The 23,871-nt window shown below is 61.0% G+C and carries 30 protein-coding genes and 1 pseudogene; 15 read left to right on the forward strand and 16 right to left on the reverse strand.

Going from position 1 to position 23,871, the window contains the following annotated elements:
* Window positions 1-60 precede the first annotated feature (60 nt).
* On the forward strand, window positions 61-285 hold the full coding sequence (locus ACFQT0_RS22935; RefSeq protein ID WP_380205373.1) for a CDGSH iron-sulfur domain-containing protein: 225 nt from the start codon (window positions 61-63) through the stop codon (window positions 283-285).
* Window positions 286-451: 166 nt separating this feature from the next.
* Here ACFQT0_RS22935 and ACFQT0_RS22940 read toward each other — a convergent pair.
* From ACFQT0_RS22940 to ACFQT0_RS22965, 6 genes and pseudogenes are all read right to left on the reverse strand, one after another.
* A pseudogene (locus ACFQT0_RS22940) lies at window positions 452-1,725 on the reverse strand (S8 family peptidase).
* A 353-nt stretch (window positions 1,726-2,078) separates the two neighbouring features.
* Window positions 2,079-2,405 carry a S8 family serine peptidase gene (locus tag ACFQT0_RS22945; RefSeq protein WP_380205374.1) on the reverse strand — a complete coding sequence of 109 codons (327 nt, stop codon included), beginning with the start codon at window positions 2,403-2,405 and terminating at the stop codon, window positions 2,079-2,081.
* Entirely contained in the window at window positions 2,378-3,388 is a 1,011-nt protein-coding gene (locus ACFQT0_RS22950) for a S8 family serine peptidase (protein ID WP_380205375.1), read from the reverse strand. Before ACFQT0_RS22950 ends, ACFQT0_RS22945 begins: the two co-directional genes overlap by 28 nt.
* A gap of 476 nt (window positions 3,389-3,864) precedes the next feature.
* Window positions 3,865-4,899 (reverse strand): hypothetical protein, encoded by a 1,035-nt coding sequence (locus tag ACFQT0_RS22955; protein WP_380205376.1) that lies wholly within the window; start codon window positions 4,897-4,899, stop codon window positions 3,865-3,867.
* A 94-nt stretch (window positions 4,900-4,993) separates the two neighbouring features.
* Window positions 4,994-5,365, reverse strand: a complete 372-nt coding sequence (locus ACFQT0_RS22960; protein WP_380205377.1) for a four helix bundle protein — start codon at window positions 5,363-5,365, stop codon at window positions 4,994-4,996.
* A gap of 122 nt (window positions 5,366-5,487) precedes the next feature.
* The gene (locus ACFQT0_RS22965) at window positions 5,488-5,742 is read right to left on the reverse strand and encodes an acyl-CoA-binding protein (protein WP_380205378.1); all 255 of its coding nucleotides are present in this window, start codon (window positions 5,740-5,742) and stop codon (window positions 5,488-5,490) included.
* 95 nt (window positions 5,743-5,837) lie between these two features.
* Here ACFQT0_RS22965 and ACFQT0_RS22970 point away from each other — a divergent pair, with 95 nt between their 5' ends.
* The gene (locus ACFQT0_RS22970) at window positions 5,838-7,112 is read left to right on the forward strand and encodes a metal-dependent hydrolase family protein (protein WP_380205379.1); all 1,275 of its coding nucleotides are present in this window, start codon (window positions 5,838-5,840) and stop codon (window positions 7,110-7,112) included.
* Between the two features lie 353 nt (window positions 7,113-7,465).
* Window positions 7,466-8,020, forward strand: a complete 555-nt coding sequence (locus tag ACFQT0_RS22975; protein ID WP_380205380.1) for a CinA family protein — start codon at window positions 7,466-7,468, stop codon at window positions 8,018-8,020.
* Between the two features lie 298 nt (window positions 8,021-8,318).
* On the opposite strand, the gene ACFQT0_RS22980 is transcribed toward ACFQT0_RS22975, so the two are convergent.
* Window positions 8,319-8,459 carry a hypothetical protein gene (locus tag ACFQT0_RS22980; protein WP_380205381.1) on the reverse strand — a complete coding sequence of 47 codons (141 nt, stop codon included), beginning with the start codon at window positions 8,457-8,459 and terminating at the stop codon, window positions 8,319-8,321.
* On the opposite strand from ACFQT0_RS22980, the gene ACFQT0_RS22985 reads away from it, so the two are divergent.
* The 5 genes from ACFQT0_RS22985 to ACFQT0_RS23005 all read left to right on the forward strand — a co-directional run bounded on the left by ACFQT0_RS22985 (window position 8,446) and on the right by ACFQT0_RS23005 (window position 11,427).
* Window positions 8,446-8,940: a hypothetical protein gene (locus tag ACFQT0_RS22985; RefSeq protein ID WP_380205382.1), complete on the forward strand. Its 495-nt coding sequence runs from the start codon at window positions 8,446-8,448 to the stop codon at window positions 8,938-8,940. The genes ACFQT0_RS22980 and ACFQT0_RS22985 overlap by 14 nt on opposite strands.
* Window positions 8,900-9,241 carry a hypothetical protein gene (locus ACFQT0_RS22990; protein WP_380205383.1) on the forward strand — a complete coding sequence of 114 codons (342 nt, stop codon included), beginning with the start codon at window positions 8,900-8,902 and terminating at the stop codon, window positions 9,239-9,241. The genes ACFQT0_RS22985 and ACFQT0_RS22990 overlap by 41 nt, the downstream gene beginning before the upstream one ends.
* Window positions 9,242-9,282: 41 nt before the next feature.
* On the forward strand, window positions 9,283-9,501 hold the full coding sequence (locus tag ACFQT0_RS22995) for a hypothetical protein (RefSeq protein WP_380205384.1): 219 nt from the start codon (window positions 9,283-9,285) through the stop codon (window positions 9,499-9,501).
* Between the two features lie 138 nt (window positions 9,502-9,639).
* Window positions 9,640-10,509 (forward strand): manganese catalase family protein, encoded by an 870-nt coding sequence (locus tag ACFQT0_RS23000; protein WP_380205385.1) that lies wholly within the window; start codon window positions 9,640-9,642, stop codon window positions 10,507-10,509.
* 180 nt (window positions 10,510-10,689) lie between these two features.
* On the forward strand, window positions 10,690-11,427 hold the full coding sequence (locus tag ACFQT0_RS23005; protein ID WP_380205386.1) for a peptidylprolyl isomerase: 738 nt from the start codon (window positions 10,690-10,692) through the stop codon (window positions 11,425-11,427).
* A gap of 71 nt (window positions 11,428-11,498) precedes the next feature.
* On the opposite strand, the gene ACFQT0_RS23010 is transcribed toward ACFQT0_RS23005, so the two are convergent.
* The 7 genes from ACFQT0_RS23010 to ACFQT0_RS23040 all read right to left on the reverse strand — a co-directional run bounded on the left by ACFQT0_RS23010 (window position 11,499) and on the right by ACFQT0_RS23040 (window position 17,276).
* On the reverse strand, window positions 11,499-11,921 hold the full coding sequence (locus tag ACFQT0_RS23010; RefSeq protein ID WP_380205387.1) for a hypothetical protein: 423 nt from the start codon (window positions 11,919-11,921) through the stop codon (window positions 11,499-11,501).
* 92 nt (window positions 11,922-12,013) lie between these two features.
* The gene (locus ACFQT0_RS23015) at window positions 12,014-12,337 is read right to left on the reverse strand and encodes a hypothetical protein (RefSeq protein ID WP_380205388.1); all 324 of its coding nucleotides are present in this window, start codon (window positions 12,335-12,337) and stop codon (window positions 12,014-12,016) included.
* A gap of 104 nt (window positions 12,338-12,441) precedes the next feature.
* Window positions 12,442-12,837, reverse strand: a complete 396-nt coding sequence (locus ACFQT0_RS23020) for a BLUF domain-containing protein (protein ID WP_380205389.1) — start codon at window positions 12,835-12,837, stop codon at window positions 12,442-12,444.
* A gap of 174 nt (window positions 12,838-13,011) precedes the next feature.
* The gene (locus ACFQT0_RS23025; RefSeq protein ID WP_380205390.1) at window positions 13,012-14,160 is read right to left on the reverse strand and encodes a M13 family metallopeptidase; all 1,149 of its coding nucleotides are present in this window, start codon (window positions 14,158-14,160) and stop codon (window positions 13,012-13,014) included.
* A 56-nt stretch (window positions 14,161-14,216) separates the two neighbouring features.
* Window positions 14,217-14,804: a hypothetical protein gene (locus tag ACFQT0_RS23030; RefSeq protein ID WP_380205391.1), complete on the reverse strand. Its 588-nt coding sequence runs from the start codon at window positions 14,802-14,804 to the stop codon at window positions 14,217-14,219.
* A 22-nt stretch (window positions 14,805-14,826) separates the two neighbouring features.
* A complete protein-coding gene (locus ACFQT0_RS23035; RefSeq protein WP_380205392.1) occupies window positions 14,827-15,111 on the reverse strand; it encodes a hypothetical protein in 285 nt (94 codons plus the stop codon).
* A 149-nt stretch (window positions 15,112-15,260) separates the two neighbouring features.
* Window positions 15,261-17,276 (reverse strand): M13 family metallopeptidase, encoded by a 2,016-nt coding sequence (locus ACFQT0_RS23040; RefSeq protein WP_380205393.1) that lies wholly within the window; start codon window positions 17,274-17,276, stop codon window positions 15,261-15,263.
* 417 nt (window positions 17,277-17,693) lie between these two features.
* Here ACFQT0_RS23040 and xseA point away from each other — a divergent pair, with 417 nt between their 5' ends.
* The 7 genes from xseA to ACFQT0_RS23075 all read left to right on the forward strand — a co-directional run bounded on the left by xseA (window position 17,694) and on the right by ACFQT0_RS23075 (window position 20,985).
* Window positions 17,694-18,890, forward strand: a complete 1,197-nt coding sequence (gene xseA, locus ACFQT0_RS23045; protein ID WP_380205394.1) for an exodeoxyribonuclease VII large subunit — start codon at window positions 17,694-17,696, stop codon at window positions 18,888-18,890.
* A 234-nt stretch (window positions 18,891-19,124) separates the two neighbouring features.
* Entirely contained in the window at window positions 19,125-19,433 is a 309-nt protein-coding gene (xseB, locus tag ACFQT0_RS23050) for an exodeoxyribonuclease VII small subunit (protein ID WP_380205395.1), read from the forward strand.
* Window positions 19,434-19,754: 321 nt separating this feature from the next.
* The gene (locus ACFQT0_RS23055) at window positions 19,755-20,051 is read left to right on the forward strand and encodes a histidine kinase (protein WP_380205396.1); all 297 of its coding nucleotides are present in this window, start codon (window positions 19,755-19,757) and stop codon (window positions 20,049-20,051) included.
* The gene (locus ACFQT0_RS23060; RefSeq protein ID WP_380205397.1) at window positions 20,008-20,229 is read left to right on the forward strand and encodes a hypothetical protein; all 222 of its coding nucleotides are present in this window, start codon (window positions 20,008-20,010) and stop codon (window positions 20,227-20,229) included. Before ACFQT0_RS23055 ends, ACFQT0_RS23060 begins: the two co-directional genes overlap by 44 nt.
* On the forward strand, window positions 20,229-20,573 hold the full coding sequence (locus ACFQT0_RS23065; RefSeq protein ID WP_380205398.1) for a sensor histidine kinase: 345 nt from the start codon (window positions 20,229-20,231) through the stop codon (window positions 20,571-20,573). Before ACFQT0_RS23060 ends, ACFQT0_RS23065 begins: the two co-directional genes overlap by 1 nt.
* On the forward strand, window positions 20,570-20,875 hold the full coding sequence (locus ACFQT0_RS23070) for a response regulator (protein WP_380205399.1): 306 nt from the start codon (window positions 20,570-20,572) through the stop codon (window positions 20,873-20,875). Before ACFQT0_RS23065 ends, ACFQT0_RS23070 begins: the two co-directional genes overlap by 4 nt.
* Complete coding sequence (locus ACFQT0_RS23075) at window positions 20,854-20,985, forward strand: hypothetical protein (protein ID WP_380205400.1); 132 nt, start codon at window positions 20,854-20,856, stop codon at window positions 20,983-20,985. Before ACFQT0_RS23070 ends, ACFQT0_RS23075 begins: the two co-directional genes overlap by 22 nt.
* Window positions 20,986-21,113: 128 nt before the next feature.
* Here ACFQT0_RS23075 and ACFQT0_RS23080 read toward each other — a convergent pair whose 3' ends face one another.
* Window positions 21,114-23,402, reverse strand: a complete 2,289-nt coding sequence (locus tag ACFQT0_RS23080) for a TonB-dependent receptor (protein ID WP_380205401.1) — start codon at window positions 23,400-23,402, stop codon at window positions 21,114-21,116.
* Entirely contained in the window at window positions 23,384-23,770 is a 387-nt protein-coding gene (locus tag ACFQT0_RS23085; RefSeq protein ID WP_380205402.1) for a carboxypeptidase-like regulatory domain-containing protein, read from the reverse strand. Before ACFQT0_RS23085 ends, ACFQT0_RS23080 begins: the two co-directional genes overlap by 19 nt.
* Window positions 23,771-23,871 lie beyond the last annotated feature (101 nt).

Here is a 23,871-nt window from a genome sequence, read left to right on the forward strand (position 1 = left end):
TATCTCGTTTCAAATCTGACAATTCAACATTCAACCCTCAAAACTTAACCCTCTCTAAAAATGCCCACCAAAATCACCGTTCTTTCCAATGGCTCCCTCCGCGTAGAGGGCGAAGACATTGAGCTAGTTGACGCCGAAGGCCAGCCGTACGGGCTGGGCGGCCGCCAGCGCATCAGCATCTGCCGCTGCGGCCTGTCGAAGCAAAAGCCGTTTTGCGACGGCTCGCACAAAGGCCATTTCGAGCACGCTGCCGTGGCGTTCGATTTGCCCGCGCCTAAGGTTTAGCCAGGACCCGCGCCGGCATTTCTGATGGAGTGCAGCCTGCTAAAGCTCGAATTGAGCTAAATCACAGCGTCAGGAATCAAACAAGGTTAAAAACAAAAAACGCCTGCTTGTTCAGCAGGCGTTTTTTGTGTGTTGCGGCGAGCGTTAGCCAGCCACTGCGGGTTGCTTAGAAGCCGCTCACGTTGAGGCGGCCGCCGGTGGTGCACTTGCCCGCCAACGAAGCCGTGGGCGTAGCGCTGTTCAGGATAGCAGCCTTGATGGCAGCCGCAGTGCTGCCGGGGTGCGAAGAGGCATACAGAGCGGCAGCACCCGTTACGTGCGGGGTAGCCATGGAAGTGCCGTTGTACGATGAGTACCCGCTATAAGCTGTGCTCGACCAAATGCCCGAACCGGGAGCCCCCAAGTCAACCGTGGTCAGACCATAATTGGAAAATGAAGACTTCGCGCCGGTAGAGGTAATGGCGGCCACCGCAATGACGTTGGGCAGGTCCATGTTGGAAGGATAACTGGCCACGGCGTCGTTGTTGTCGCCTACGCCGTCGCTACCACCGTTGCCGGCTGCGGCGATGAACAAAATGCTCTTGGCATTAGCGCGGTTCACGGCATCGTAGAGGGCTTGCGAGAAGCCTCCCCACCCCACGAATTGTTGCTGGCCACGATGTTCAGGCCATGGCTCACTTTTAATTCTGTTAGATAATCTACTGCTTTCACGGCATTAGCTGTAGTGCCGCCGCGACGGCCCAAGAACTTGGTGGAGATGATGGTCACGTTCCAGTTCATGCCCGCTACGCCGGCCCCGTTGTTGGCTTTGGCGCCGATAGTTCCCGACACGTGCGTTCCGTGGTCGTCGAGGCTGCCGCGCGTGCCGCCGTCGTAGATGGTATTGTCGTTGCCATCAAAATCCCAGCCGTGGATGTCATCCACATAACCGTTGCCATCATTATCAATGCCATCAGCGGCGTCATAGGGATTAGTCCAGATTTGGCCGGCTAGGTCGGGGTGGTCAAACTGAATGCCTTCGTCGATTACGCCCACTAGGGTAGCGGCCGAGCCGGTATGGCCGGCGGCCCAGGCCGTTGAGGCTCGGCTGCCATATGTGTTGCCGTCCATGCCCCACAGCGAGCCATTAGCTACATAAGTATCATTGGTGATGGCGCTGTGCGTGTAGATATAGTTGGGTTCGGCATACTCCACCTCCTCCCCTCTCAGGCGGCCAAGGGCTTCGGTGGCAGCAAGGGGCGTGCGCACCAGCAGCAAGGCTTCGCGCTCACCGGCACGCTCCATGGCTTTGGTCAGGATGCGTTCGGCTACTTCCCCATTCACCCGGGACAAGGCCGCTGCTCGGGCTGTGGCCGAAGCGCCGGCCTTGAACTTCACCAGCACCTCGTTGGGCACGTAGTTCAGCCCAGGCTCGCCATACGCCGTGGCGGAACTGCTCACTTCGGTTAGGGTAGGCGCTGGGGATTCTGCGTTTTTTCGCAGCTCGCCAACGCGAAGACGGACAGGAGGGCCGCAGCCATCAGGGGTTTGCCGGCAAAGGCACTGTACTTGACTTTCATAGCTGGTATTGGGTTAAAGGGTTAGCAGAAACAGATAGTAAGCTTCACGTATTGATGAAGTTAGCATTTTTATCGAATAATCAATCGAACCTGATAAGCAGCGTTGATTCCTGAGCATTCCGTGCGACCATTCCACCCCTTACCAAGCTGAGCAGTGGGCATAAAAAACGCCTGCTTATTCAGCAGGCGTTTTTTGTGTGTTGCAGCCGGCGTTAGCCAGCCACTGTGGGTTGCTTAGAAGCCGCTCACGTTGAGGCGGCCGCCGGTGGTGCACTTGCCCGCCAACGAAGCCGTGGGCGTAGCGCTGTTCAGGATAGCAGCCTTGATGGCAGCCGCAGTGCTGCCGGGGTGCGAAGAGGCATACAGAGCGGCGGCACCCGTTACGTGCGGGGTAGCCATGGAAGTGCCGTTGTACGACTCGTAAATGTTGTAGGCCGTGCTGGACCAGATGCCCGAGCCGGGAGCGCCGATGTCTACCGTGGTAGCGCCGTAGTTAGAGAACGAAGACTTTGCGCCTGCCGAGGTGATGGCCGCTACCGCAATAACGTTGGCCTGGGGCAAGTTGGAAGGAAGCTGGCTACGGCGTCGTTGTCGTCGCCTACGCCATCCGAGCCGCCATTGCCGGCTGCAGCGATGAAGAGAATGTTTTGGGTATTGGCACGGTCAACTGCATCGGACAAGGCTTGCGAGAAGCCGCCGCCGCCCCAAGAGTTGTTGCTGGCCACGATGTTCAAGCCATGACGGCTTTTCAGGTCGTTGAGGTAGTCCACTGCTTTCACAGCGTTGGCCGTGGTGCCGCCCCGACGGCCCAGGAACTTGGTCGAGATGATGGTCACGTTCCAGTTCATGCCGGCTACACCGGCGCCGTTGTTGGCTTTGGCGCCGATGGTGCCCGATACGTGCGTGCCGTGGTCATCGGAGCTGCCGCGGGTAGTACCGTCGTAGATGCTGTTGTTGTTGCCGTCGAAGTCCCAGCCGTGGATGTCGTCGATATAGCCGTTGCCGTCATTATCGATGCCATCAGCGGCGTCATAGGGGTTGGTCCAGATTTGGCCGGCCAGGTCGGGGTGGTCAAACTGAATGCCTTCATCAATGACGCCAACAAAGGTGTTAGCCGAGCCGGTATGGCCGGCGGCCCAGGCCGTTGAGGCCTGGCTGCCATAAATGTTGCCATCCATGCCCCACAGCGAGCCGTTGGCTACGTAGGTGTCGTTGGTAGCAGCGCTGTGCGTGTAGATGTAGTTGGGCTCAACGTACTCCACTTCAGCACCCCGCAGGCGGCCGATGGCGTCGGTGGCAGCCAGGGGCGTGCGCACCAGCAGCAGGGCTTCGCGGTCGCCGGCGCGCTGCATGGCTTTGGTCAGGATGGTTTCGGCTACCTGGCCGCTTACGCGGGACAGGGCCGCACCACGAGCCGTGGCCGACGTGCCGGCTTTAAACTTCACCAACACTTCGTTGGCCACATAATTTACACCGGGCTGACCGTACTGTTTAGCATCGCTGCTCACGGCACTTGCCGTGGCAGTAGCCTCGGGAGCTTCCACATTCTTTTCGCAGGCTCGACAAAGCGAACGCCGAAAACAAGGCTGCAGCAGCCATCAGGGGTTTGCCGGTTAAGGCGAGGTAGTTCATTTTCATAAAGGACATTTTTTTTGGGGTTGACGAAAAAAATATTTGGGTGTGGGTATTGAAAAGACATCAGCAATGTATGGGTATATCTTTCATATCAATATCATTTTTATAAAAAATGCCCGAATAAATTATTAATTAATCAATAAGTTAAATTCCAACAAAAAATAATTCAACGCTTACATATTACAACCAATATATACAAGGCCCCTCCGCCGAAACAATTCAGTCAGTTTCTAATTAAACCCGCGCAACCTTTTTCAGCCCACTACAGTAGTGGCCTGATTTATAGCCCAGAAGGTCATTTAAAGCCTTTTTGCTGCTAGCCCAATCCGGCGAAAATCATTTTCATGCGGTGGATAGCCGCCGTTCTGGCGCAGTAGCCTTGTTATTAGGCGGGCCTGGCGCCGGCGCCGAGCATCAGCCACAGGTTTTGGCGCACGATGTCGCCCATGGAATCACACTTGTCGAAGGCTTCGGTGTGGTGGTAGCGATTGAGCTCGGCTTTGAGTTGAGCTACTTTGTCGGGCGGGGCCAGGTCGTGGCTGCGCATCACGTCGAGCAGGTCGCGCAGGCGGTGGCGCTCGGCGCGGGCCCGGCGCGCCATTAGGGCGCGCTCTTCGGTTTGGTACTGGCGCACGGTTTCGGGCTTGAGCAGGCTGGCGCACATGCCCACCACAGCCGCGTTGTCTTTGAAGAACTGCGGCAGGTACATCACCCGGCGGCCTTCGTAGCTCTGCTGGTCGAAGTCGATGGCCCGCACGCGGTACTGCTCGTCTTCGAAGTCGGGCGTCACGTCGATGACGTAGTTATAGGCGCGCATGTCGCCGAGCAGGCGCACAAAGCAGCGCTCATTGAACTTCACAAACTCCTTGGCGATGCGCACCTGGTTGATGTGCGGCTGGCTCAGGCGCAATCGGATGAAGTCGTCGCCGGGAATGCCGGCAATGTGTTCTTCAATCAGGGTGTCGCCGTTCACCAGGAAGTTCATGGAATTGGGCGACAGCAGGTGCTCGAGCTCCAGGCCGTAGAGGCGCGAGGCGTCGGCCCGCTTCACGTAGAAGTAGTCGTAGTTGTCATTGAACTGGTTGACGATGCGCACCCGAAACGGGTTGGAGTTGCCGAACTGGCAGTAGTCGATGCGGTCGGCAATCAGATGCTCAGTAAACGAAAGGTCGCCGGCGGTTTTCAGCAGGGCATACACTTCGGTCAGCCCCTGGCTGAGCTCGCGCAGGGTTTGGGGCTCGAAGAACACGGTTTGCCAGAGCGTATCGTGCCCCGTGCGGTCGAGCAGCGGAAACGAGTTGCTGAAGTGCCGCAGGTCGTCGTAGGTGATAGGCAGCGGCGCCTCCCGGTCGTAGTTGCGCAGGTACTGGCGCAATTCGGGCGTGAGCGGGTACGAAGGCTTTTTGCGGGAGATGTCCACGGAGGAGTGACTGAGTGGCGGAATGACTGAGTGATTTATGACGGAATAACTAAATGGCTCAGTGCCTTGATAAGGCTCATCCTTTGTGGCTTACTCAACTTGCGGATGCTGTCTTACGGGATTTAGCCAATACCGACACGATATCAAGGTATTCTTTCTTCAACTCCACTAATCGTTCCTGGGGCACAATACCGGCGTCGCCTAGCAGCTCCAGCCATAACTGAGCTTCATCCGCTTCTTCTACACAGATGCTGATTTTGGCAAAAAACTCCGCGGCCGAACGGCCCCGGCACGCGGCTCTATAATTTGCAGCGACTGAGGTGGCACAACGTAACAGTTGCTTTCCCAGCACTTGGGCATCGCCGGTGCGTGGCAACTGCTGGTACAACCGAATTACTCGCAAAGCCGCCGCTTTGGTGCGGTTACGAAATGCTTCGTTTAATGCCGCCTTTTCCGCTGCCTCCATACAGTTCACTCAGAAGTTGTTCGAGTTATTCCCTAGTGTTTGGAAGGAGCTAGAGGCGCAAATGCTGCGTCTCTAGCTCGCTCGTCCTAGCTCACTCAGTCATTCCGCCACTCAGTCACTCCCTACCCCGCTAGCTCGCTTACCAGCTCTACGTACTGCTGGCGGGCGGCGTCTTTGCTGGTGCCGCGCAGGCCGGCCCAGGCGTCGTATTTGGCAATGGCTTTGAAGTCGAAACCACCCGGGCGGTCGCCGGACACGTCGCCTTCGGTGGCTTGCTTGTAGAGGGCGTAAAGCTGCAGCAGCACCATGTTGGAGGGCTTGGTGGGCAGCTGCTGGGCGCGCTGGCTGGCGGCGTCAAATTCTTCTTGCGTGGTCATGGAAAAGGGTAAAATACTGTTCTGGTAAGTGCTGAGCGGCGTTGTACCTTGGCAGCTCACTAAGACAAACGTATGACGCGCAAATCTATTCACGCATGGGCTACGGCCGCGCTGCTGCTGTCGGCGCCGGCGGCTTTTGGCCAAAAACATACTTACACTGTGGGCGCCTGCTGGATGTGCGCAGCGGCAAGCTGCTGAGCCAGCAAACGATTGTGGTAGAAAAAGACCGGATTGTGGCCGTGCAAAGCGGCTACACGGCTGCCGGTGGCCCCCAGGACAAGGTGGTGAACCTCGAAAACCGCACCGTGCTGCCCGGCCTCATCGACTGCCACGTGCACATGCTCTCGCACCCCGGCAAGGGCAGCAGCATGAACCAGTTCACCATGAACCCGGCCGATTACGCCTACCGCGCCATCGGCGATGCCCAGCTCACGCTGCGCGCCGGCTTCACCACCGTGCGCGACATGGGCGGCGAAGGCGGCGTAAATATCTCCCTGCGCAACGCCATCAACCGCAACCAGGTCGAAGGGCCTCGCATCTTCACGGCGGGCGACGCCATCTCCGCCACCGGCGGGCACATGGACGAAGCCGATGGCCTGAGCCGTGAGCAGATGGCGCATTACGGCCAGCCCGCCAACATTGCCAACGGCCCCGACCAGTGCCGCCAGGCCGTGCGCGAGCAGTTCAAGCGCGGCGCCGACGTCATCAAGATTGCCAGCACCGGCGGCGTGCTCGACCTGAGCAAGGACGGCAGCGGCCCGCAGTACTCCGAAGAAGAAATCCGGGCCGTGGTAGAAACCGCGCGCGACCTGGGCATGAAGGTGGCCTGCCACGCCCACGGCGCCGAAGGCATCAAGCGGGCGGTGCGGGCCGGCGTGGTCAGCATCGAGCACGGCACCCTGATGGACGACGAATGCCGCAAGCTGATGAAGCAGAAAGGCACCTGGTACGTGCCCACCATCGTGGCCGGCAAGTCGGTGGCCGATTCGGCCCGCATTGCCGGGTATTTTGCGCCGGCCGTGGTTAGCAAGGCCCTCAGCATCGGGCCCCTGATTCAGGCCAACTGCGGCCGCGCCTACAAGGCCGGGGTCAAAATCGCCTTTGGCACCGATGCGGGCGTGTACCGCCACGGCGTGAACGCGCTGGAATTCGGCTACATGAAGGACGCCGGCATGCCAGCCATCGAAACCATTCGGGCCGCCACAGTGTACGCCGCCGACCTGCTGGGCGAAACACCCAACCTCGGCACGCTCGAGGCCGGCAAGTACGCCGACATCGTGGCTTTCGAAGGCGACCCGCTCCAGGACATTTCGGCCATGATGCGCCCGCGCTTCGTGATGAAAGCCGGCGTGACTTACCGGAAAGAGTAGCGCTGCGCTATGCTGAATGAGGAATGAAGAGTGAGGAATAGGCGAACGACAACTCCCCTCCTTTTTTAAGGAGGGGATGTTTGAGCTTTAGCTCGGACGGGGTGGTTGAGTCGTTGAACGACACCCGAACGACTACGGCAGGACGAGTTGAGCTGAAATCGTTGGGGTATCGTTCAACGAGGGCGACCACCCCACTCAACTTGGCAGTTGAGCATCCCCTCCTTAAAAAGGAGGGGAGTTGTCGTTCGCCTATTCTTCATTCCTCATTTTTCAACGCTGTTTAAAGTAAGCTCGGCCGCAACCTCAGCGGTGGGCTACGGCGTATGCAGCGGCTTAGCAGCGCTATACCTTTTATGAAAAAATTAGATTTAAACGTCCTCGTCCAGCAATTCCTACAACACAAGCTTACCCTGGCCCTGGCAGAAAGCTGCACCTGCGGTCTGGTAGCCGCCCAACTAGCGCCGGCTACGGGCGTGAGCGAGGTTCTGCTCGGGTCGGTGGTCACCTACAACATCGAAGCCAAGCAGAAGCTGCTGGGCGTGAAGAAAGAAACCCTGGCCACCTACTCGGCCGAAAGCCAGCAAACCACCAACGAAATGGCCGTGGGCCTGCACCGCGCCCTGCCCTCCGCCGACGTGTGCGTGGCCGTGACCGGCCTGTGCGGCCCCGGCGCGTCAGAAACGCCCGACAAGCCCGTGGGCACCATGTTTTTCACCATTTTGGCGGAAGGCCACGCCTACGAGTACCGCGAGCAGTTCACCGGCAGCGCCGACAAGCTGCGCGAGCAGGCCGCCAATTTTATCTACGAAAAGCTGGGCGACTTCCTGCAGCGCCGCCAGGACATGGCCGGGGCGGCCCAGCCCACTAACAAGAATCTGTCCGACCAGGTCCGGGTCCGGACCGTGTAGTTGCGGCCAGATGGCTTGCCCGTATTATAGCAACAGGCAGGAATTTGCTTCGCTGGTTGAGCCAGCTTTCAGCTCAATAATATCCTAATCAACCTATGTCGCTGCCTGTTGGCTAGCCAGTCAATAGCGCCCGCTAATCGGCGAAAGTTGAGCTGGCAAACCTCATAGCGGACAGTATAGTTGGCAGAATTCTGGAATATGGCGGCCATTGCCGAACTTTGGCCAGGGCAACTTTTATGCCCCGCGCAATTGTTCAATTTTTCATGAAAAAACCCTTTTGCCGCTGCTGCTTGCGGCCCTAATGCTTGCCCACGGCACCGCCGGCGCCTGGGGGTTCTTCGGCCACCGCACCATCACGCAAGTGGCGGTGTACGAGCTGCCGTCGTCCATGCAGGCCTTCTACTACCGGCACCTGGCCGAGCCTGGTGCGCCTGAGCACGGCCCCCGACGAGCGCCGCAACGACGACCCCACCGAGGCGCCCAAGCACTTTATCGACATCGACCACTACTCCGAGTCGGACCCGTTCGGGAAGATGCCCCGGCGCTACGAAAAGGCGGTGGAGAAATTCGGGGCCGACACGCTGAAGAAATACGGCACCGTGCCGTGGGTGGTGCTCGAAACCAAGGACCATCTCACCGAGGCGTTCCGGCAGCGCGACACGCTGGCCATCATCAAGTACTCGGCCGAGTTGAGCCACTACGTGGGCGACGCCTTCGTGCCGCTGCACACCACCGTCAACTACGACGGCCAGCTCACCGAGCAGAAGGGCCTGCACAGCCTCTGGGAAAGCCAGCCTGCCCGAGCGGTTCATCAACGACTACAAGCTGGCGGGCGAACCGGCCAAGTACGTAAAAGACCCGCTGGGCGCCATCTGGGGCGTGCTGCAGGAGAGCTACGGCTTTGTGGGCGAAACCTTTGACCGGGCCAGCATCATCGAGAAAACGATGAAGCCCGACGTGCGCTTCACCTTCTCGCACCGCTACGGCAAAACCACGCGCCGGTACTCCGACGCCTTTGCCGACGAGTACGAAAAGGCCGTGGGCGGCATGGTAAACTACCGCCTCAAGGGCGCGCCCACCATGATTTCGTCGCTCTGGCTCACGGCCTGGCAAGACGCCGGCCGCCCCGACCTGAACGGCCTGATGACCCCGCCCCGGGCCACCAAGGAAGAGAAGGAAAAATCAACACCGAGCTCACCGCCTGGAAGAAGAACACCCTGAGCCAGGACCAGCTGCTGCTGGCCCAGCAAAAGGCCAAAAAGGTGGAAGTAGCCGATGAAATCAAGTCGGCCAAGGACATGGGCGAGGCACCCTCCGCCGTGCGCGAAACCGTACCGACCGAACCAGTTCCGACCGCGGCGGCAGACGCCCCCACTCAGAAAATCGATAAGCTGAAGGTGAAGAGCAAAAGCGCCAGCGGCAGCGAAAAAATTAAGCAGAAGGGCGACGAGCCTGAAGTAGCCACAGCCCGTGATTATTGAGCTGTAAACCGCTCTGAACTACGGTTTAGCCTATAAAACCAGGCCTGGCCGGGGATAAAAAAGGTGCCGTATGCAAAAGCCGGCTTCGCGTGTAGCGGGGCCGGCTTTTCTATTTTTTCACCTTATCCCTGTCTGCTTATGATACTGCGCCTCGATGAGCTGGCCCTCGACCTGCCCAAGCCCAAAAACCCTTCTGCCAACGATGCCGCCGCGGTGCAGGAGCTGCTGGGTGGCCAGTTTGGGGAGATGAGCACCCTGATGAACTACACGTTCCAGTCGTTCAACTTCCGGGGGCGCGACCGGCTCCGGCCGTTCTATTCCCTCACGGCGGCCATCGCGGCCGAAGAATACTCTCACATCGAAGCGGTGAGCTACGCCATCAACCTGCTGCTGACCGGCGTGAGCAAGCGCAACCCCGACCCTGCCTCCGCGCCGCTGGCCGGCGCGGCCGATGCCCGCAACACCCACCACTTCATCGCCAGCGGCCAAGCGTCGCTGCCCATCGACTCCATGGGCCGCCCCTGGACCGGCGACAACGTATTCAGCTCCGGCAATCTGCGACTCGACCTGCTCCACAACTTCTTCCTGGAGTGCGGCGCCCGCGCCAACAAAATGCGGGTGTACGAAATGGTGAGCGACCCCTGCGCCCGCACCATGGTGGGCTACCTGCTGGTGCGCGGCGGCCTGCACGTGTACGCCTACGCCCTGGCACTGGAAAAACTCACTGGCGTCGACGTCAAGAAACTCATGCCCATCCCTACCCTATCGAACGCCAAATTTCCGGAAGCGCGCGCCTTTATGAAGCACGGCCTGCACCGCGAGCTGTACACCTTTTCGCCCAACGCCTACATGGAAGCCGGCGTTATCTGGAACGGCAAGCACCCCGAAGACGGCTCGGAGGGTGGTGATACCCGGGGCCAAAAAGGGCGTGCCCTACCCCGTGCTGGAAGAAGAGCCCCAGCTCAACTCGCCCGGCGAGGACGATTTCGACCCCGAAATGTTTGGTGACATGGCCAAGAAGCTGGGCCTGGAAAAAGAACTGAAAAACTACCGCTAACAACTGGCATTGCTTTGCTCGAAAGCCTGCGCTCCGGCGCGGGCTTTTTTGTGGCCGTATAAGAGCACCAAGCGGCGCCGACCCGCGCTTATTTTGTCCCGGCCTTTGGGCCAGTTCTTACTCCTGCTGCTATGTTCCTTCTCTCCCACTGCCGCTTTGCTTTTCTGGGCCTGGCGCTGCTGGCGGCCTGCAACCAGGCGCCGCCCGCCACGGAGCCCGTCAAAAAGCCCGTGGTGCCTGGCCCCGACCTGGCCACCCTCACCGACAGCACCGCGCCCGCCGCGCTGCTGGCCTACGGCCGCCAATACCCCGGCTCCGAAGTGCTGATACGCACGCGCCTGGGCAACATCCGCGTGAAGCTGTACGACGATACGCCCATTCACAAGGCCAATTTCCTGCTGCTGGCCCGCAAAGGCGTGTTCGACGAAACCATGTTCAACCGCGTGGTGAAGGACTTTGCCGTGCAGGGCGGCCAGACCTACGGCCCGCGCACCATCCGGCTGAAGCGCTACCGCCTGCCGCCGGAGTTCCGGCCCGGGCACTTCCACCGGAAAGGCGCCCTGGGCATGGCCCGCTACGACGACGAGCAGAACCCCGGCCGCCTGTCTTCCAACACCGATTTCTATTTTGTGGTGGGCGAAAAGCTGGCCCCCAACCAATCGCAGGCCATGGCCGGCCGCAAACTCACCCCGGCCCAGCAAAAAGCCTACGCCACCGTGGGCGGCGTGCCCTCGCTCGACGGCCAGTACACCGTGTTCGGCGAAGTAGTTGAGGGGCAGGAGGTGGTCGATAAAATTGCCAACGAGCCCGTGGAGCCCGACAAGTGGCCCGTTACCGACATTCCCCTCAAAGTGGAAGTCTTGAAATAATGCCCCTGCCGGCCCATCACAAAAAAGGCCTGCTCTGAAACAGAGCAGGCCTTTTTCAATATGACTATTCGTTAGTTGGCGCTCAGCCAGCGGGTGGCCTCGCCTTCGTCGGCAAACATGCGGGTGAGAAAGGCCCGCTCGGGGGCCATCATGTACTCGACGTATTCTTTCTGCACCGGGTCGTTGAGAAATCGGTCGACGATGTACGTGGAAGTGAGCACGGCGAGATGCAGCTTCTGGGGCAGCAGGCGCGCGGCGGCCTCGGGGTAGAATACCGTGCTGGCCCAGGCGCTCATGGCCGGGTCGGCGCCTTCGCGGCGGCGCACGTCGAGCAGCCAGCGGGCGCAGCCAAACTGTTGGGCCATGGCCAGCATGGCCTGGTAGTCGGCTTGCAACACGGCTAGTTCGGCATCGTGATGCCAGCGCACAATCAGCACGCCCAAATCCGGCCGGTGAACGATGGAGCGCGAAGCGCATTCAGAAGTTTCAAGCATTACGCCAAAGCAACAAAGAAAAAACCGGACCTGGGCTGGACGGTTGTTGGCAGTAACCGGCTTAAGGCGTAAGGTGTTTGAAACAGCTCAAGTTATTTGGCAGCAAAAAGCATTGGTCCCGATTTTCCTGGTTGGTTCTCGGGCTGGCTTAGCGGCGCCCGAAGCGGTAACGCACACCGAGGGCCGAAGAAGTAGTCAATTGCTGAAAGCTCCTGATGTCGGTGTTGACGGTGCCCGTGTACAGCAGGCTCGAAGCGCGGGCGGAGCTGGTAGCGCACGCTGGCGCCGGTGGTGAGCAGGTAGCGGTTGTTGCTCGAGCGGCGGTCGAAGGCCACGGAGCCGGTGGGCTGGTCGTAGTCGGGGTTAAATCCGGTGCCCCGGAACGTGTGGCGCTCCAGCGTCATGCCGCCCAACACGTCGAACTGAAAGCAGCACTACCACTCCCCGGTCCAGTCGAACCCGGAATTTCCGCGCTCTTCAATTCAGCCCAACGGCCCTACTAAAACTACCTTTGAGCCAGCTACAAAAGCTCGGGGCCCATAAACACTTCCAGTAATGGGGCTAAGTTGCTGGCGTGGGTTGGAGCTGATTTCATGTGGTGCACAAAGCGGTTATACTCGGCCAAATCCACGGTCCGAAACCGCATCGACCAGTCGGCAAAAGCGCGTTCCGACACGGGCCCATCGGCCAGTTTGGTCACTCCCCGGTGCCGGATATCGGTTTCGATGGTATCAAACAAGGCGTGTATCGTATCGGCAGCGCCTTCCAGCACTTGCATAATATGGCCCTCGCTGTAGAGCAGTACCCCCGTCACGTCCAGGCGCGCATTTTTTTCGCGCCAGTGGCTCAACTGGCGATGCAGGTCTGCTTCGGTGAGCAGAACAGTCGCCGTACTGGTATAAACGAGGTGGTGCATGCCAACGCCAAAATAAATGGGCCAGCAAAGCTAGAGCCCATTTATGCACAACCGCAACCACCGGATGGCGCTAATACCCAATAAAAAGACCCGTCCCCAAGGGGAACGGGCCTTCTCTTATCAGGAGGGAGAACAGTTTCTCACTCTCGATTCAAAAAGCTACACACAAATAGCTTACCAAATTTTGGCGCGGTTGGACGCTGGGCGTACCATCTTGTCGCCTTCCTTGCAGCTAAACGCCTTGTGGAACTCCGGCATGTTCTGCAACGGCCCGATGGTGCGGAACTGACCGGGCGAGTGCGGGTCGGTCTGCACCTGCTGGCGCAGGGTCTCGGGGCGCATATTCACACGCCAGATTTGGGCGAAGTTCAGGAAGAAGCGCTGCTCGGGCGTGAAGCCGTCAATCAGCTTGCCGGCCTTGGCCTGGGGCGTTTTCATGAAGGCCGCGTAGGCGATGGTCAGGCCACCGAGGTCGGCCAGGTTTTCGCCCATGGTCAGCTTGCCGTTCACGTGCACCGAGTCCAGCGGCGTGAAGGCATCAAACTGCTTGCCCACCACGTCGGCTTTGGCCATAAACTTCTCGCCGTCTTCTTTGGTCCACCAGTCGCGCAGGTTGCCCTGCGAGTCCACCTTGCGGCCCTGGTCGTCGAAGCCGTGGGTCATTTCGTGGCCAATCACGGCGCCGATGCCACCGTAGTTTACCGCGTCGTCGGCCTTGGGGTCGTAGAACGGGGGCTGCAGGATGCCGGCCGGGAACACAATCTCATTCAGGCTGGCGTTGTAGTAGGCGTTCACCGTGGGCGGGGTCATGCCCCACACGGTGCGGTCCACGGGCTTGCCAAACTTGCTCAGGTTGTCTTTAGTGCTCCACTCGGCGGCAGCAAACAAGTTGTTCAGGGCGCTTTCGCGGTTCACCTTCAGCGCCGAGTAGTCTTTCCACTTGTCGGGGTAGCCAATCTTCACCACGAAGGCATTGAGCTTCTTGAGGGCCTCGGCTTTGGTCGCGGCGCTCATCCACTCGGTGGACTGAATGCGCTCGGCATAAGCCACGCGCAGGTTCTCAACCAATGCTTTGGCGCGGGCCTTGGCTGCCGGCGAGAAGTCTTCGTCGACGTAGAGCTGGCCGAACGCCTCGCCCAACGAGCCATCCGTGGCCGCAAAGGCCCGGCGCCACCGGGGCTGCGGCTGCTTGGCACCCGAGAGTACCTTGGTGAAGCGGAATTCCTCGTCACCAAAGGCTTTGGGCAAGGCCGACGTAACGGACTCCACCAGGTGCCAGCGCAGGTACTGCTTCTGGTCGGCGATGGGCTCCTCCTTCATCATGGCGCTGGCCTCTTTGAGGTACTCCGGCTGGCCTACGATGACTTCCTTGGCACCCGTCAGGCCGCTTTCCTTGAGGCGCAGGGGAGGTTCAGGTTGGGGTAAGCCGCCGCCGCCTGGTCCACGGTCATCTTGTTGTAGTTGCTTTCGCGGTCGCGCAGGGCCACGCGGTCCCGGCTGGCCTTGGCCATGCGGGTTTCGATACGCGTTACGGCGTCGGCGTTTTTCTCGGCCGTGGCCTGGTCGTCGCCCAGCAGCTTAAACAGGTTGACCTGGTAGGTGCGGTAAGCGGCGCGAATGGACTTGGAGCGGGCATCGTCCTTCAGGTAGTAGTCGCGGTCGGGCAGCGTGAGGCCGCCTTGGCGCATCTGCACGGCATACTGCGTGCTGTTCTTGGGGTCCTGCCCCACGCCCAGGCTGTACCAGCCCTTGCCGATGTTCTTCGGGTCGGCCAGGTAGGCGTGCACGCCAGCCAGGTCCTGAATGGCGTTGATTTGGTCGAGCCGGGGCTGCAGGTACTTCAGGCCCGCTTTTTCCACGGCCACGCTGTCCATGGCGGCGGCGTAGAAGTCGCCCACTTTCTGCATGTTGGAGCCGGGCTTGGCCGTGCGGTCGGCGGCAGCTTTTTCCAGAATGCGACGGGCCACGCCCCGGTTGCGGTCGCGCAGCTCAATAAAAGAGCCCCAGGGTTTCGGCGGCGGGAATGGGGTGGTTTTTTATCCAGGTGCCGTTGGCAAACTGGAAGAAGTCGTCGCAGGGCGCTACCGAGCGGTCGAGGTTAGCCAGCGTCACGCCCACACCCGACTGACCCGGGATGGCGGGCAGCGTGGTTTTGGTCTTGCCCGCGCTGGACTTGGTTTTAATCTTGGTTTGCTGGGCTTGGGCCGCTCCGGCCACCAGCCCCAGCAGGGCCGCAGACAGGGCCGCGCGCCGAACAAAAGAGAATTGATGCATATGAAAATAAAATGGGCGAAACGTTATGAAGTGCAATATACAACCGCCGCTTGCGGTTAAAACTTTCAGCAAAGCAAAAGGAAGAATGAAAGATTAGCAATTGAGCTGAAATCCTTCATTCTTCCTTTACTCATAGGCAATGGCTTAACCTACCAGATTTTGGCGCGCTCGGCCTGGGCGCGCATCATCTTGTTGCCGTCCTGGCAGTTGAACGCCTTGTAGAACTCGGGCATGTTCTGCAGCGGGCCGATGGTGCGGTACTGGTCGGGCGCGTGCGGGTCAACTTGTATGCGTTGGCGCAGGGCTTCGGGGCGGGTGTTGCTGTGCCACACCTGGGCCCAGTTCAGGAAGAAGCGCTGCTCGGGCGTGTAGCCGTCAATGGCCTTGCCGGCCTTGGCCTGGGGCGTCTTCATGAAAGCGGCGTAGGCAATGGTGAGGCCGCCGAGGTCGGCGAGGTTTTCGCCCATGGTCAGCTTGCCGTTCACGTGCACCGAATCCAGCGGCGAGAAGGCGTCGAACTGCTTGCCCACTACCGCAGCGCGAGTATTGAATTTCTCAGCATCTTCCTTGGTCCACCAGTCGCGCAGGTTGCCTTTGGCATCGTACTGCCGGCCCTGGTCGTCGAAGCCGTGGGTCATTTCGTGGCCAATCACGGCGCCGATGCCACCGTAGTTTACCGCGTCGTCGGCCTTGGGGTCGTAGAACGGCGGCTGCAGGATGCCGGCCGGGAACACGATTTCGTTCATCGGCGGGTTGTAGTAGGCGTTCACTGTGGGCGGGGTCATGCCCCACTCGCCGCGGTCTATCGGCTTGCCGAAGTGGCTGGTTTCGTAGTTGCTAGCCCATTCGCGCGCGGCCAGCAGGTTGTTGAGGTACGATTCGCGGCTGATGCTCAGCTTGGAGTAGTCCTTCCACTTATCGGGGTAGCCAATCTTCACCGCAAAGGCGTTGAGCTTTTTCAGCGCCTCGGTTTTGGTGGCGGCACTCATCCAGTCCGTGGCCTTGATGCGCTCGGCGTAGGCCACGCGCAGGTTCTCAATCATCTGCTTGGCACGGGCCTTGGCCGCGGGCGAGAAGGCTTTGTCGACGTAGAGCTGGCCGAAGGCTTCGCCCAAGGCGCGGTCCGTCGAGGCCTGCATGCGCTTCCAGCGGGGCTGCTGCTGCTTGGCGCCGCTCTGCACCTGCGAGAAGCGGAAGGCCTCGTCGCCGAAAGCCTTGGGCAGGGCGCCCGTTACGCTATTCACCAAGTGGAAGCGCAGGTACTGCTTCTGGTCGGCAATGGGCTCCTCCTTAATCATGGCGCTGGCTTCCTTCAGGAATTCGGGCTGGCCCACGATGATTTCCTTGGCAGCGCCCAGGCCGTTTTCCTTCAGCGTGAGCGGCAGGTTCAGGTTGGGGAAGGCGGCGTTGGCCTGGGCCACCGTCATCTTGTTGTAGTTGGCAATGGGGTCGCGCAGGTCCACGCGGCTCTTGCTGGCCTTGGCCAGGCGCGTTTCGATGCGCAGCACGGCGGCGGCGTTGGCTTTGGCCGTGGCGGCGTCGTCTCCCAGGAGCTTAAAGGTGTTGACGAGGTTGGTTTCGTAAGCCGTACGAATGGTTTTCGAGCGGGCGTCGTCCTTCAGGTAATAGTCGCGGTCGGGCAGCGTGAGGCCGCCCTGGTTCATCTGCACCGCGTACTGGGTGCTGATTTTCTCGTCCTGGCCCACGCCAAACCCGTACCACACGCTGCCCGCGTGCGCCTTGGGGTCGGCCAGAAACCGCTGCATTTCGCCGAGGTCCTTGATGGCCGCAATGCGGTTGAGGTGAGGCTGCAGGTATTTCAGGCCCGCGGCTTCGATGGCAGCCGAGTCCATAGCCGAGGCGTAGAAGTCGCCTACTTTCTGCGCGTTCGAGCCCTTGGCGGCCTTGCCGGCGTTTTTAGCGGCATCGTCGAGGATGCTACGCAGGATGGCCTGGTTGGAATTGAAAAGCTCGTGGAATGAGCCCCACTGGCTTTCGGAAGCCGGAATTGGGTTGTTCTTGAGCCAGTTGCCCGAGGCAAAGTGGAAGAAGTCCTCACAGGGCTTCACCGTCGGGTCGATGTTGGCAATGTTGATGCCCAAGCCTTTGGCAGTGGCAGCAGGTGCAGACTTGGTGGTTTGGGCCACCGCTGCCGTGGTAGCCATGCTACCCAGGCCTAATACGGCCAAACTGAGCCGCCGTGCAATAGAAGTTAAAACCATGTAAGAAGTGTTGGGTTGGGAAATGATGCCGTGAAGTTACAGACACACGAGCTTCACCACGGTTGCACAAATAGAAAAGCATAACCACAAAACTCCCCTCCTTTTTTAAGGAGGGGATGTTCGAGCCAAAGGCTCGGACGGGGGTGGTTGCCCTCGTTGAACGATACCCGAACGACTGGCGGCAGTACAGCTTGAGCTGGAATCGTTCTGCCGCTAGTCGTGCGCCCATCGTTCAACGAATCCCCTGCGGTGCCACCACCCCAGGCTCAACTTGGCAGTTGAGCGTCCCCTCCTTATCCAAGGAGGGGAGTTTGATGTTCTTCCCAGCCCCACAGCGCCCCTCGCCCTTAACTTGCGCCAATGCCGCTTTACAACCGCCGCCCCGAGCTTCCACCCATTCAGCCTCCTCCCCCGCTGGGCCTGGCCGACTTGCTCAGTCGCGTGCGCCAGGCCTTGCAGCAGCAACTGGCCGATTCGTATTGGGTGGTGGCCGAAGTGGCCGAGATTACCGTGCCGCGCTTTGCGGGCGCGCACTGCTACTTCACCCTCACCGAGCAAACCACCGACAGCCGCGGCACGCCCGTGAAAGCCCAGGCCCGCGCCACGCTCTGGAGCCAGCGCTACCAGCAGGCGGCCCCGGCGTTTGAGCGGCACACCGGCCAGCCGCTGCGCCCGGGCCTCAAGCTGCTGCTGCGGGTGCAGGTACGCTTTCATGAGCAGTACGGCCTGAGCCTCGACGTGGTGGCCATCGACCCCAGCTATACCGTGGGCGAGCTGGCCCTACTGCGCCTACGCACCCTGCGGCAGCTGGAAGAAAAAGGTTTGCTCGAGCGCCAGAAGCTGCTTACGCTGCCCCTCGCGCCGCAGCGGCTGGCCGTCATCTCCTCGCCCACCGCCGCGGGGTTTCAGGATTTTGTGCAGCACCTCGACGAGGCACCCTACGACTTTGCCCTCACCCTTTTTCCGGCCATGATGCAGGGCGACGAGGCCCCGGCCAGCATCCGCGCGGCGCTGGATGGTGTGCGCGCCCGCCGCAGCCAGTTCGATGCCGTGGTCATCATCCGCGGCGGGGGCAGCCGCACCGATTTGCTGGCCTTCGACGAATACGGGCTGGCGGCCGCGGTGGGCGCGTTTCCGCTGCCGGTGCTCACGGGCATCGGCCACGAGCGCGACGAGGCGATAGTGGACCTTACCGCCCACCGCGCCCTGAAAACCCCTACCGCCGTGGCCGCATTTCTGGTCGAGCGCCTGGCCCGGCTCGAAGCGGCCCTGCTCGGCCTAGGGGAGCAAGTGGTGGCCCTGGCCCGCCGCCAGTTGAGCCAGCGCCACGCCCGCCTCGACCAACTCAGCGGTCGCAGCCGCTACGCCGCCCACCGCCAGGCTCGACACGGCTCGCGACGCCCTGCATGCCCGCGCCCGGCAGGCGGCCCAGGGGCCCCGCGAGCAGCTGCGGCTGGGCGTGGGCCTCGAGCGTTTCCGGCACCAGGCCGCGGGCCGCGCGCCGCGCCCTGGCTCACGAGCAGCGCCGGCTGCGCCAGCGCGGCCGGGCACTGCTGAGCCGCTTCATCCGCCACCACCGGCGGCGCCGCGAAGACGTGCTGCGCCGGCGCTTTCAACTACAGCTGGCCCTGGAGCGCCACCTGCACCGCGCCGAGCTACGCTTGGCCGTAGCAGTAGCCCGCCAACCACTCGGTAGTTTGACCAAGAAATAGTACGCCACTGCTGCCCGAGCGCCCATTGTGCCTGCTTGAAACCTAAATCAGCCCAACAACTAATCAATACAGTAAATAGATGACTTACCGCGAAGCCATTGAGGAATTGGAAACCATTCTCCGCGCCCTGGAAACCGATGCCGTGGATGTGGACGACCTCACCACCCGCGTCGAACGCTCGGCGGAGCTGATTCGGCTTTGTCGCCATAAGCTGCGCCACGCCGAGGCGTCGCTTGACCGGGTGTTCGACACGCTGGACGATGAGGACGAAGCCGACGAGCTGACCGAGGAAGAGGAGACCGAAGACGACGAAATTGAGGATGAGGAAGAAGACGATGACGCGGAGGAGCACGACCACCTGCCCGGCGGCCCCGGCCGGAGGTGGTAGAAATTGGCAAGGCGCCAATAATAACCTCGTGCCATTCCCTATATTTGATGGATTCATTCAGTCCAAACTTCTTTTTTCCATTTTCCCTGAAGCCCTCAAAGGTTAAAATAACGCATTGCCCCGACTTGTTCGTCAGCTTTTGCCGGGGCTTTGCGGCCCGCTGGAGCAGTTTGCGACTACCGAAAGTGCCTTTCTCTCCATTGCCTGCAACCTGAGCTTTGCCGCTTGCGCTACACGCCCTGCTTTGTTTGTAGCCCAGGCAATTGACTGGGCAGTTATTTTCCTATTCTTTTGTGCTTCCTGACTCTCAGGAGCCTGCGTGTGAACGACCATCTACCCCTGTTGCTGCTCTTCCCTATCTTACTCTTGCTGGTGCTGGGGCTGGTGTGGTTTGTGGTGCGCTACCAACGGGTGCAGATGCGGCAGCAGCAGCAGCTGGCTCAACTGCAGGAAGCCGCCCAGCAGCAGGCCCTGGCGGCCGCGCTGGTAGCCCAGGAAGACGAGCGGCAGCGCATTGCGGGCGAGCTGCACGACGGCGTGGGCACCATTCTGGCCCTGGCCAAGCTGCACCTGTTTGCCCCCGGCAGCCCCCGCCCCCGAAGCCAGCGCCCTGATTGACCAGGCCGTGGCCGAAGTCCGGCGCATTTCGCGCAACCTGCAGCCGGCCACGCTCCAGCAGGCTGGGCCTGGCCCAGGCCCTGCGCGCCCTGGTGCAGGCCGTGCCCACCGAAAGCGGCCCCGACGTGCGCCTCGAGCAGGAAGGCCCCTTGGGCCGGCTCATCCCCCGCACGAGTGATGGTGTACCGCATCGCCCAGGAGCTGCTCACCAACGGCCTGCAGCACGCCGATGCCTCGCACATTGTGCTGCGCGTGGGCGCGGTGCCCGGCATGCTTACCCTTACCTACTCCGATGACGGCCAGGGCTTTGACCTCGCCGCGCTGGAAGAATTGCCGCCACCCGGCCCCCACGGCCAGCCCGTGGGCATGGGCCTTATCAACTTGCGCAGCCGCGTGGCCGTGCTTGGCGGCCAGCTCCACTATCATTCCGAGCCTGGCGTGGGTACCCGCGTTGAGGCCATTTTACCAGTTACGCTGCTGCCCGCCGGCATGCCAGTTCCCACATTTACGCTTAATACATGATATCCAAAAACGCTCCAGCGGCTGGGGCCGTGCCCGTGCGGCTGGCCATCGTCGACGACCACATTCTGTTCCGGAAAGGCTTGCGGGCGCTGCTCAGCGGCTACTCGGGCATTGAGGTGGTGTGCGAAGCCGGCAACGGGCAGGAGCTGCTCGAGCACCTCGACCAGGGCATCCGGCCCAACGTGATATTGATGGACATGCAGATGCCCATCCTCGACGGCCTGCAAACCACCCGCCTGCTGCGCACGCAGTTTCCGGGGTGCGCGTGGTCATCATCTCCATGCACGACGACCCCTCCCTAGTGAGCACCGTGCTGGCCGAGGGCGCCCACAGCTACCTCGTAAAAAACACCTCGCCCGAAGAAATGCGCAGCGCCATCCTGGCCGCCGCGGCCGCCGGCACCAACGCCTAGCTCAACTTCCGCGAGCAACTGCACGCACGAGGAAATTCACACGTAGTCGGCAGCCTGATTACACAAGCAAAAGCCCCGCTTCCTGAATACAGGAAGCGGGGCTTTTGCTTGGTTGTTGCCGTAATGCTTTACAGCGTAGCCGACAGGCCGACGGTGAACGTGCGGCCGCGGTTGAAGAAGGCCTGGAGCAGGTCGGGGCTGCCGGTGTTGGAGTTCGAGCGGTTCGAGACGTCGGTGAAGTAGAACTCGTTGAAGACGTTCAGCACCGAGCCTTTGAGCGCGAGGCGGACCTTTTCGTTAATTACCGGCTTGAACTCGTAGCCCATGTGCAGGTCGAAGTTGCGCGAGGTGGGCAGGCGGTAGGAGTCGGTGCTGGTGGCCGGGTCCAGAATGGTTTCGGGGTTGAAGTCGGCGTAGTACTTGGTGAAGAGCAGAAACGACGGGCGGATGTAGGCGCCGCGGAACGGCTCGTAGCGCAGGCCAATCTGGAACTGGTTTTGGGCGGCGTCGCCCACGTGGTTGCCGTTGAGGTACACGGGCTGGTCTATCAGGCTGGGGTTCACGGGCGAGCCATCTTCGCGGGTCTGGTTGAGCAGGCCCTGGCCAGTCCAGCGCCAGTCGCCCAGCGCGATGGCGGCGTTGAGCTGCACGCGGCGGCTGATTTCCTGGGCTACGCTCAGCTCCACGCCGGCGTGGCGGGCGTTTACGTTGCGCACGTTGCTGTACACGGCCTCGCCGGTAGCGCTGGAAAACGACGTGGTGGTTTTGTTGGCCCACAGCGTGTAGTAGGCGTTCAGGCTAACCTTCAGGCTGGGATAGGTGATGCCGTATCCGATTTCGGCGCTCGAAATGCCTTCGGGCTTCACGTTGTCGTACTTGCGGCCGGCGTTGGTGTAGAGCAGGTTGAAGAACGGCACCTTGCTGTTGTAGCCGATATTGGCGAAGATGTTGTCGTGCTCCGAGATGTTGTAGTTGGCGCCGGCTTTCACGCTGTAGCCGTTAAAGCGCGTCCACTCGGTCTCGACGGGCTTGCCGTCGGCGTTGCGCTGCAGGAAGTAGTCGATGCGCTTGTACGCCACTTGCGACAGCGTGGCGCTGAGCACGGCCGAGAGTAGCGGCGTCTTGTATTCCAGCTGCGAGTAGCCGCCCAGCCAGTTGGTTTTGCCGTCGTAGTTGTAGCCCAACTTGTCGCCCACGTGCAGCTGCGTGTTGGGGGCGGCGTTGCGGTCGCCGTTGTTGGTGGCAAAGTTGGCGCCCAACAGGTCGCGCACTTCGCGGTAGTGCAGGCCGGTGTAGTTGCGGCCGTCCAGGCCGGCCGAGAGCGTGAGCTTGTCGTTGAGCAGGTAGTCGCCGCCCACCACGAAGCCGTACCAGCGGTGGCTGTTCACGCTGTTGATGAGGAAGGCCGTGGCTTTGCGGGTGGGGTTGGCGATGGTGCCAAAGCCCATGTTGTCGTTGTAGATTTTTTGGAAGTCGGTCTGGCCCGTGGCGTTGTTGAGCGGCAGCGTGGTGGAGTTGCCGCTGGTGAGGCCGCTCGAGCCGCCGCCGGTGCCGTACGAGGCGTACAGCACGGTAGACACGAACAGCTTATCGTTCACCTGCCACAGGTCGTTGAAGTTCACCTGGGGCTTGTGGTAGAAGTTGGTGCGCTCGTTTAGGACCTCGGCGCCCTTGCTTACTTTCTGGCCGCTGGCATCCACCGAAAAGCGGTCGAGCGTGCCCCAGTACGGGTTGTACTGAAAGCCGCGGTTGCCGTTAACAATAGGCCGCGCCCCGATTTCGCGGGCTTTCTCATCTGAGTACACCGCCACCTGACTGGCAAACGAGCGCTGGCCGTGGCGCTGGGGCGAGCCCAGGCCGGTGAGCGACAGGCTGTGCTTGCCGGCGCGCTTGCTGATAGTGCCGAAGTAGGTGTAGGCATCGTCGAAGGCCTTATCCACCCAACCGTCGGAAGTGCGGCGCGAGCCGTACACCGTGAAGGCCCAGTCGCCCTTAAGCTGGCCCGAGCTGAGCATGAGCGAGTACTTCTGGTAGTTGTTGGAGCCGGTTTCGACGCGGGCCAGCACCGACTTCTTGTCGTCGAAGCCTTTGGTGAGCACGTTGATGGTGCCGCCCACCGAGGGCACGGCAATCTTGGAAGCCGACAGGCCACGCTGCACCTGCAGCGACCGGGTGACGTCGCCCAGGTCCCAGTTCGACCAGAACACGTTGCCGTTTTCCATGTCGTTCACGGGCACGCCGTTGATGAGCACGGCCACGTTGCGCTGGTCGAAGCCGCGGATGTTGATGCGGGAGTCGCCGGTGCCGCCGCCGCCCTGCGTGGCGTACACGCCGGGCGTCTCGTTGAGAATCATCGGCAGGTCGCGGTTGGAGAGCGTTTCGCGCAGCTTCACCTCGCTCACGGCCGCGAAGGCCACGGGGTTTGGCGCTCCTGGGCCTGCGAGGCCACCACCTGCACCTCGCCGAGGCTGGCGTTGTCGGAGGCAAGCAGGAATGTGGCGACCACGCTTTGGGTCGAGATTTTTACCGTCTGGGTCGAGGGCTTGTAGCCGATGAAGCTGGCCTGCACGGTATAGGTGCCGGCGGGCAGGTTCGGTACTTTGTAGGAGCCGTCGGCTTCGGCGCCGGTGCCGGTGTTCTGGCCGCCGGTCACTTGCACGGTGGCGCCGGGCAGGGTTTCGCCAGTCACTTTATCCAGCACGCGGCCCCGGATGGAAAACGTGTTCTGCGCCAGGGCCGGCAAGGTGAGCAGAACAGTAAAAAGTAAAGTAAAAACGTGCTTCATACCAGATAAAAAAGCCCCGGCACACTCCGGGGACAACAAATATACAGCCTTACTACTGACGAGCATTGCGTTATGGTTAGCCCAACAAATGCAATATTTGA

The organism is Hymenobacter humi (genome assembly GCF_042665855.1).
Classification (GTDB): Bacteria; Bacteroidota; Bacteroidia; order Cytophagales; family Hymenobacteraceae; genus Hymenobacter; species Hymenobacter humi.

What these genes read in the sequence shown, in the direction of transcription:
- ACFQT0_RS23070 (WP_380205399.1), top strand. Translation starts at nt 20,570, where the DNA reads ATGATATCCAAAAACGCTCCAGCGGCTGGGGCCGTGCCCGTGCGGCTG.
- ACFQT0_RS22970 (WP_380205379.1), top strand. Translation starts at nt 5,838, where the DNA reads ATGGGCTACGGCCGCGCTGCTGCTGTCGGCGCCGGCGGCTTTTGGCCA.
- xseB (WP_380205395.1), top strand. Translation starts at nt 19,125, where the DNA reads ATGACTTACCGCGAAGCCATTGAGGAATTGGAAACCATTCTCCGCGCC.
- ACFQT0_RS23075 (WP_380205400.1), top strand. Translation starts at nt 20,854, where the DNA reads ATGCACGACGACCCCTCCCTAGTGAGCACCGTGCTGGCCGAGGGCGCC.
- ACFQT0_RS23020 (WP_380205389.1), bottom strand. Translation starts at nt 12,837, where the DNA reads ATGCACCACCTCGTTTATACCAGTACGGCGACTGTTCTGCTCACCGAA.
- ACFQT0_RS23035 (WP_380205392.1), bottom strand. Translation starts at nt 15,111, where the DNA reads ATGCATCAATTCTCTTTTGTTCGGCGCGCGGCCCTGTCTGCGGCCCTG.
- ACFQT0_RS23000 (WP_380205385.1), top strand. Translation starts at nt 9,640, where the DNA reads ATGATACTGCGCCTCGATGAGCTGGCCCTCGACCTGCCCAAGCCCAAA.
- ACFQT0_RS23065 (WP_380205398.1), top strand. Translation starts at nt 20,229, where the DNA reads ATGGTGTACCGCATCGCCCAGGAGCTGCTCACCAACGGCCTGCAGCAC.
- ACFQT0_RS22935 (WP_380205373.1), top strand. Translation starts at nt 61, where the DNA reads ATGCCCACCAAAATCACCGTTCTTTCCAATGGCTCCCTCCGCGTAGAG.
- ACFQT0_RS23005 (WP_380205386.1), top strand. Translation starts at nt 10,690, where the DNA reads ATGTTCCTTCTCTCCCACTGCCGCTTTGCTTTTCTGGGCCTGGCGCTG.
- ACFQT0_RS22965 (WP_380205378.1), bottom strand. Translation starts at nt 5,742, where the DNA reads ATGACCACGCAAGAAGAATTTGACGCCGCCAGCCAGCGCGCCCAGCAG.
- ACFQT0_RS23010 (WP_380205387.1), bottom strand. Translation starts at nt 11,921, where the DNA reads ATGCTTGAAACTTCTGAATGCGCTTCGCGCTCCATCGTTCACCGGCCG.
- xseA (WP_380205394.1), top strand. Translation starts at nt 17,694, where the DNA reads ATGCCGCTTTACAACCGCCGCCCCGAGCTTCCACCCATTCAGCCTCCT.
- ACFQT0_RS22960 (WP_380205377.1), bottom strand. Translation starts at nt 5,365, where the DNA reads ATGGAGGCAGCGGAAAAGGCGGCATTAAACGAAGCATTTCGTAACCGC.
- ACFQT0_RS23085 (WP_380205402.1), bottom strand. Translation starts at nt 23,770, where the DNA reads ATGAAGCACGTTTTTACTTTACTTTTTACTGTTCTGCTCACCTTGCCG.
- ACFQT0_RS22975 (WP_380205380.1), top strand. Translation starts at nt 7,466, where the DNA reads ATGAAAAAATTAGATTTAAACGTCCTCGTCCAGCAATTCCTACAACAC.
- ACFQT0_RS23025 (WP_380205390.1), bottom strand. Translation starts at nt 14,160, where the DNA reads ATGATGAAGGAGGAGCCCATCGCCGACCAGAAGCAGTACCTGCGCTGG.
- ACFQT0_RS23040 (WP_380205393.1), bottom strand. Translation starts at nt 17,276, where the DNA reads ATGGCTACCACGGCAGCGGTGGCCCAAACCACCAAGTCTGCACCTGCT.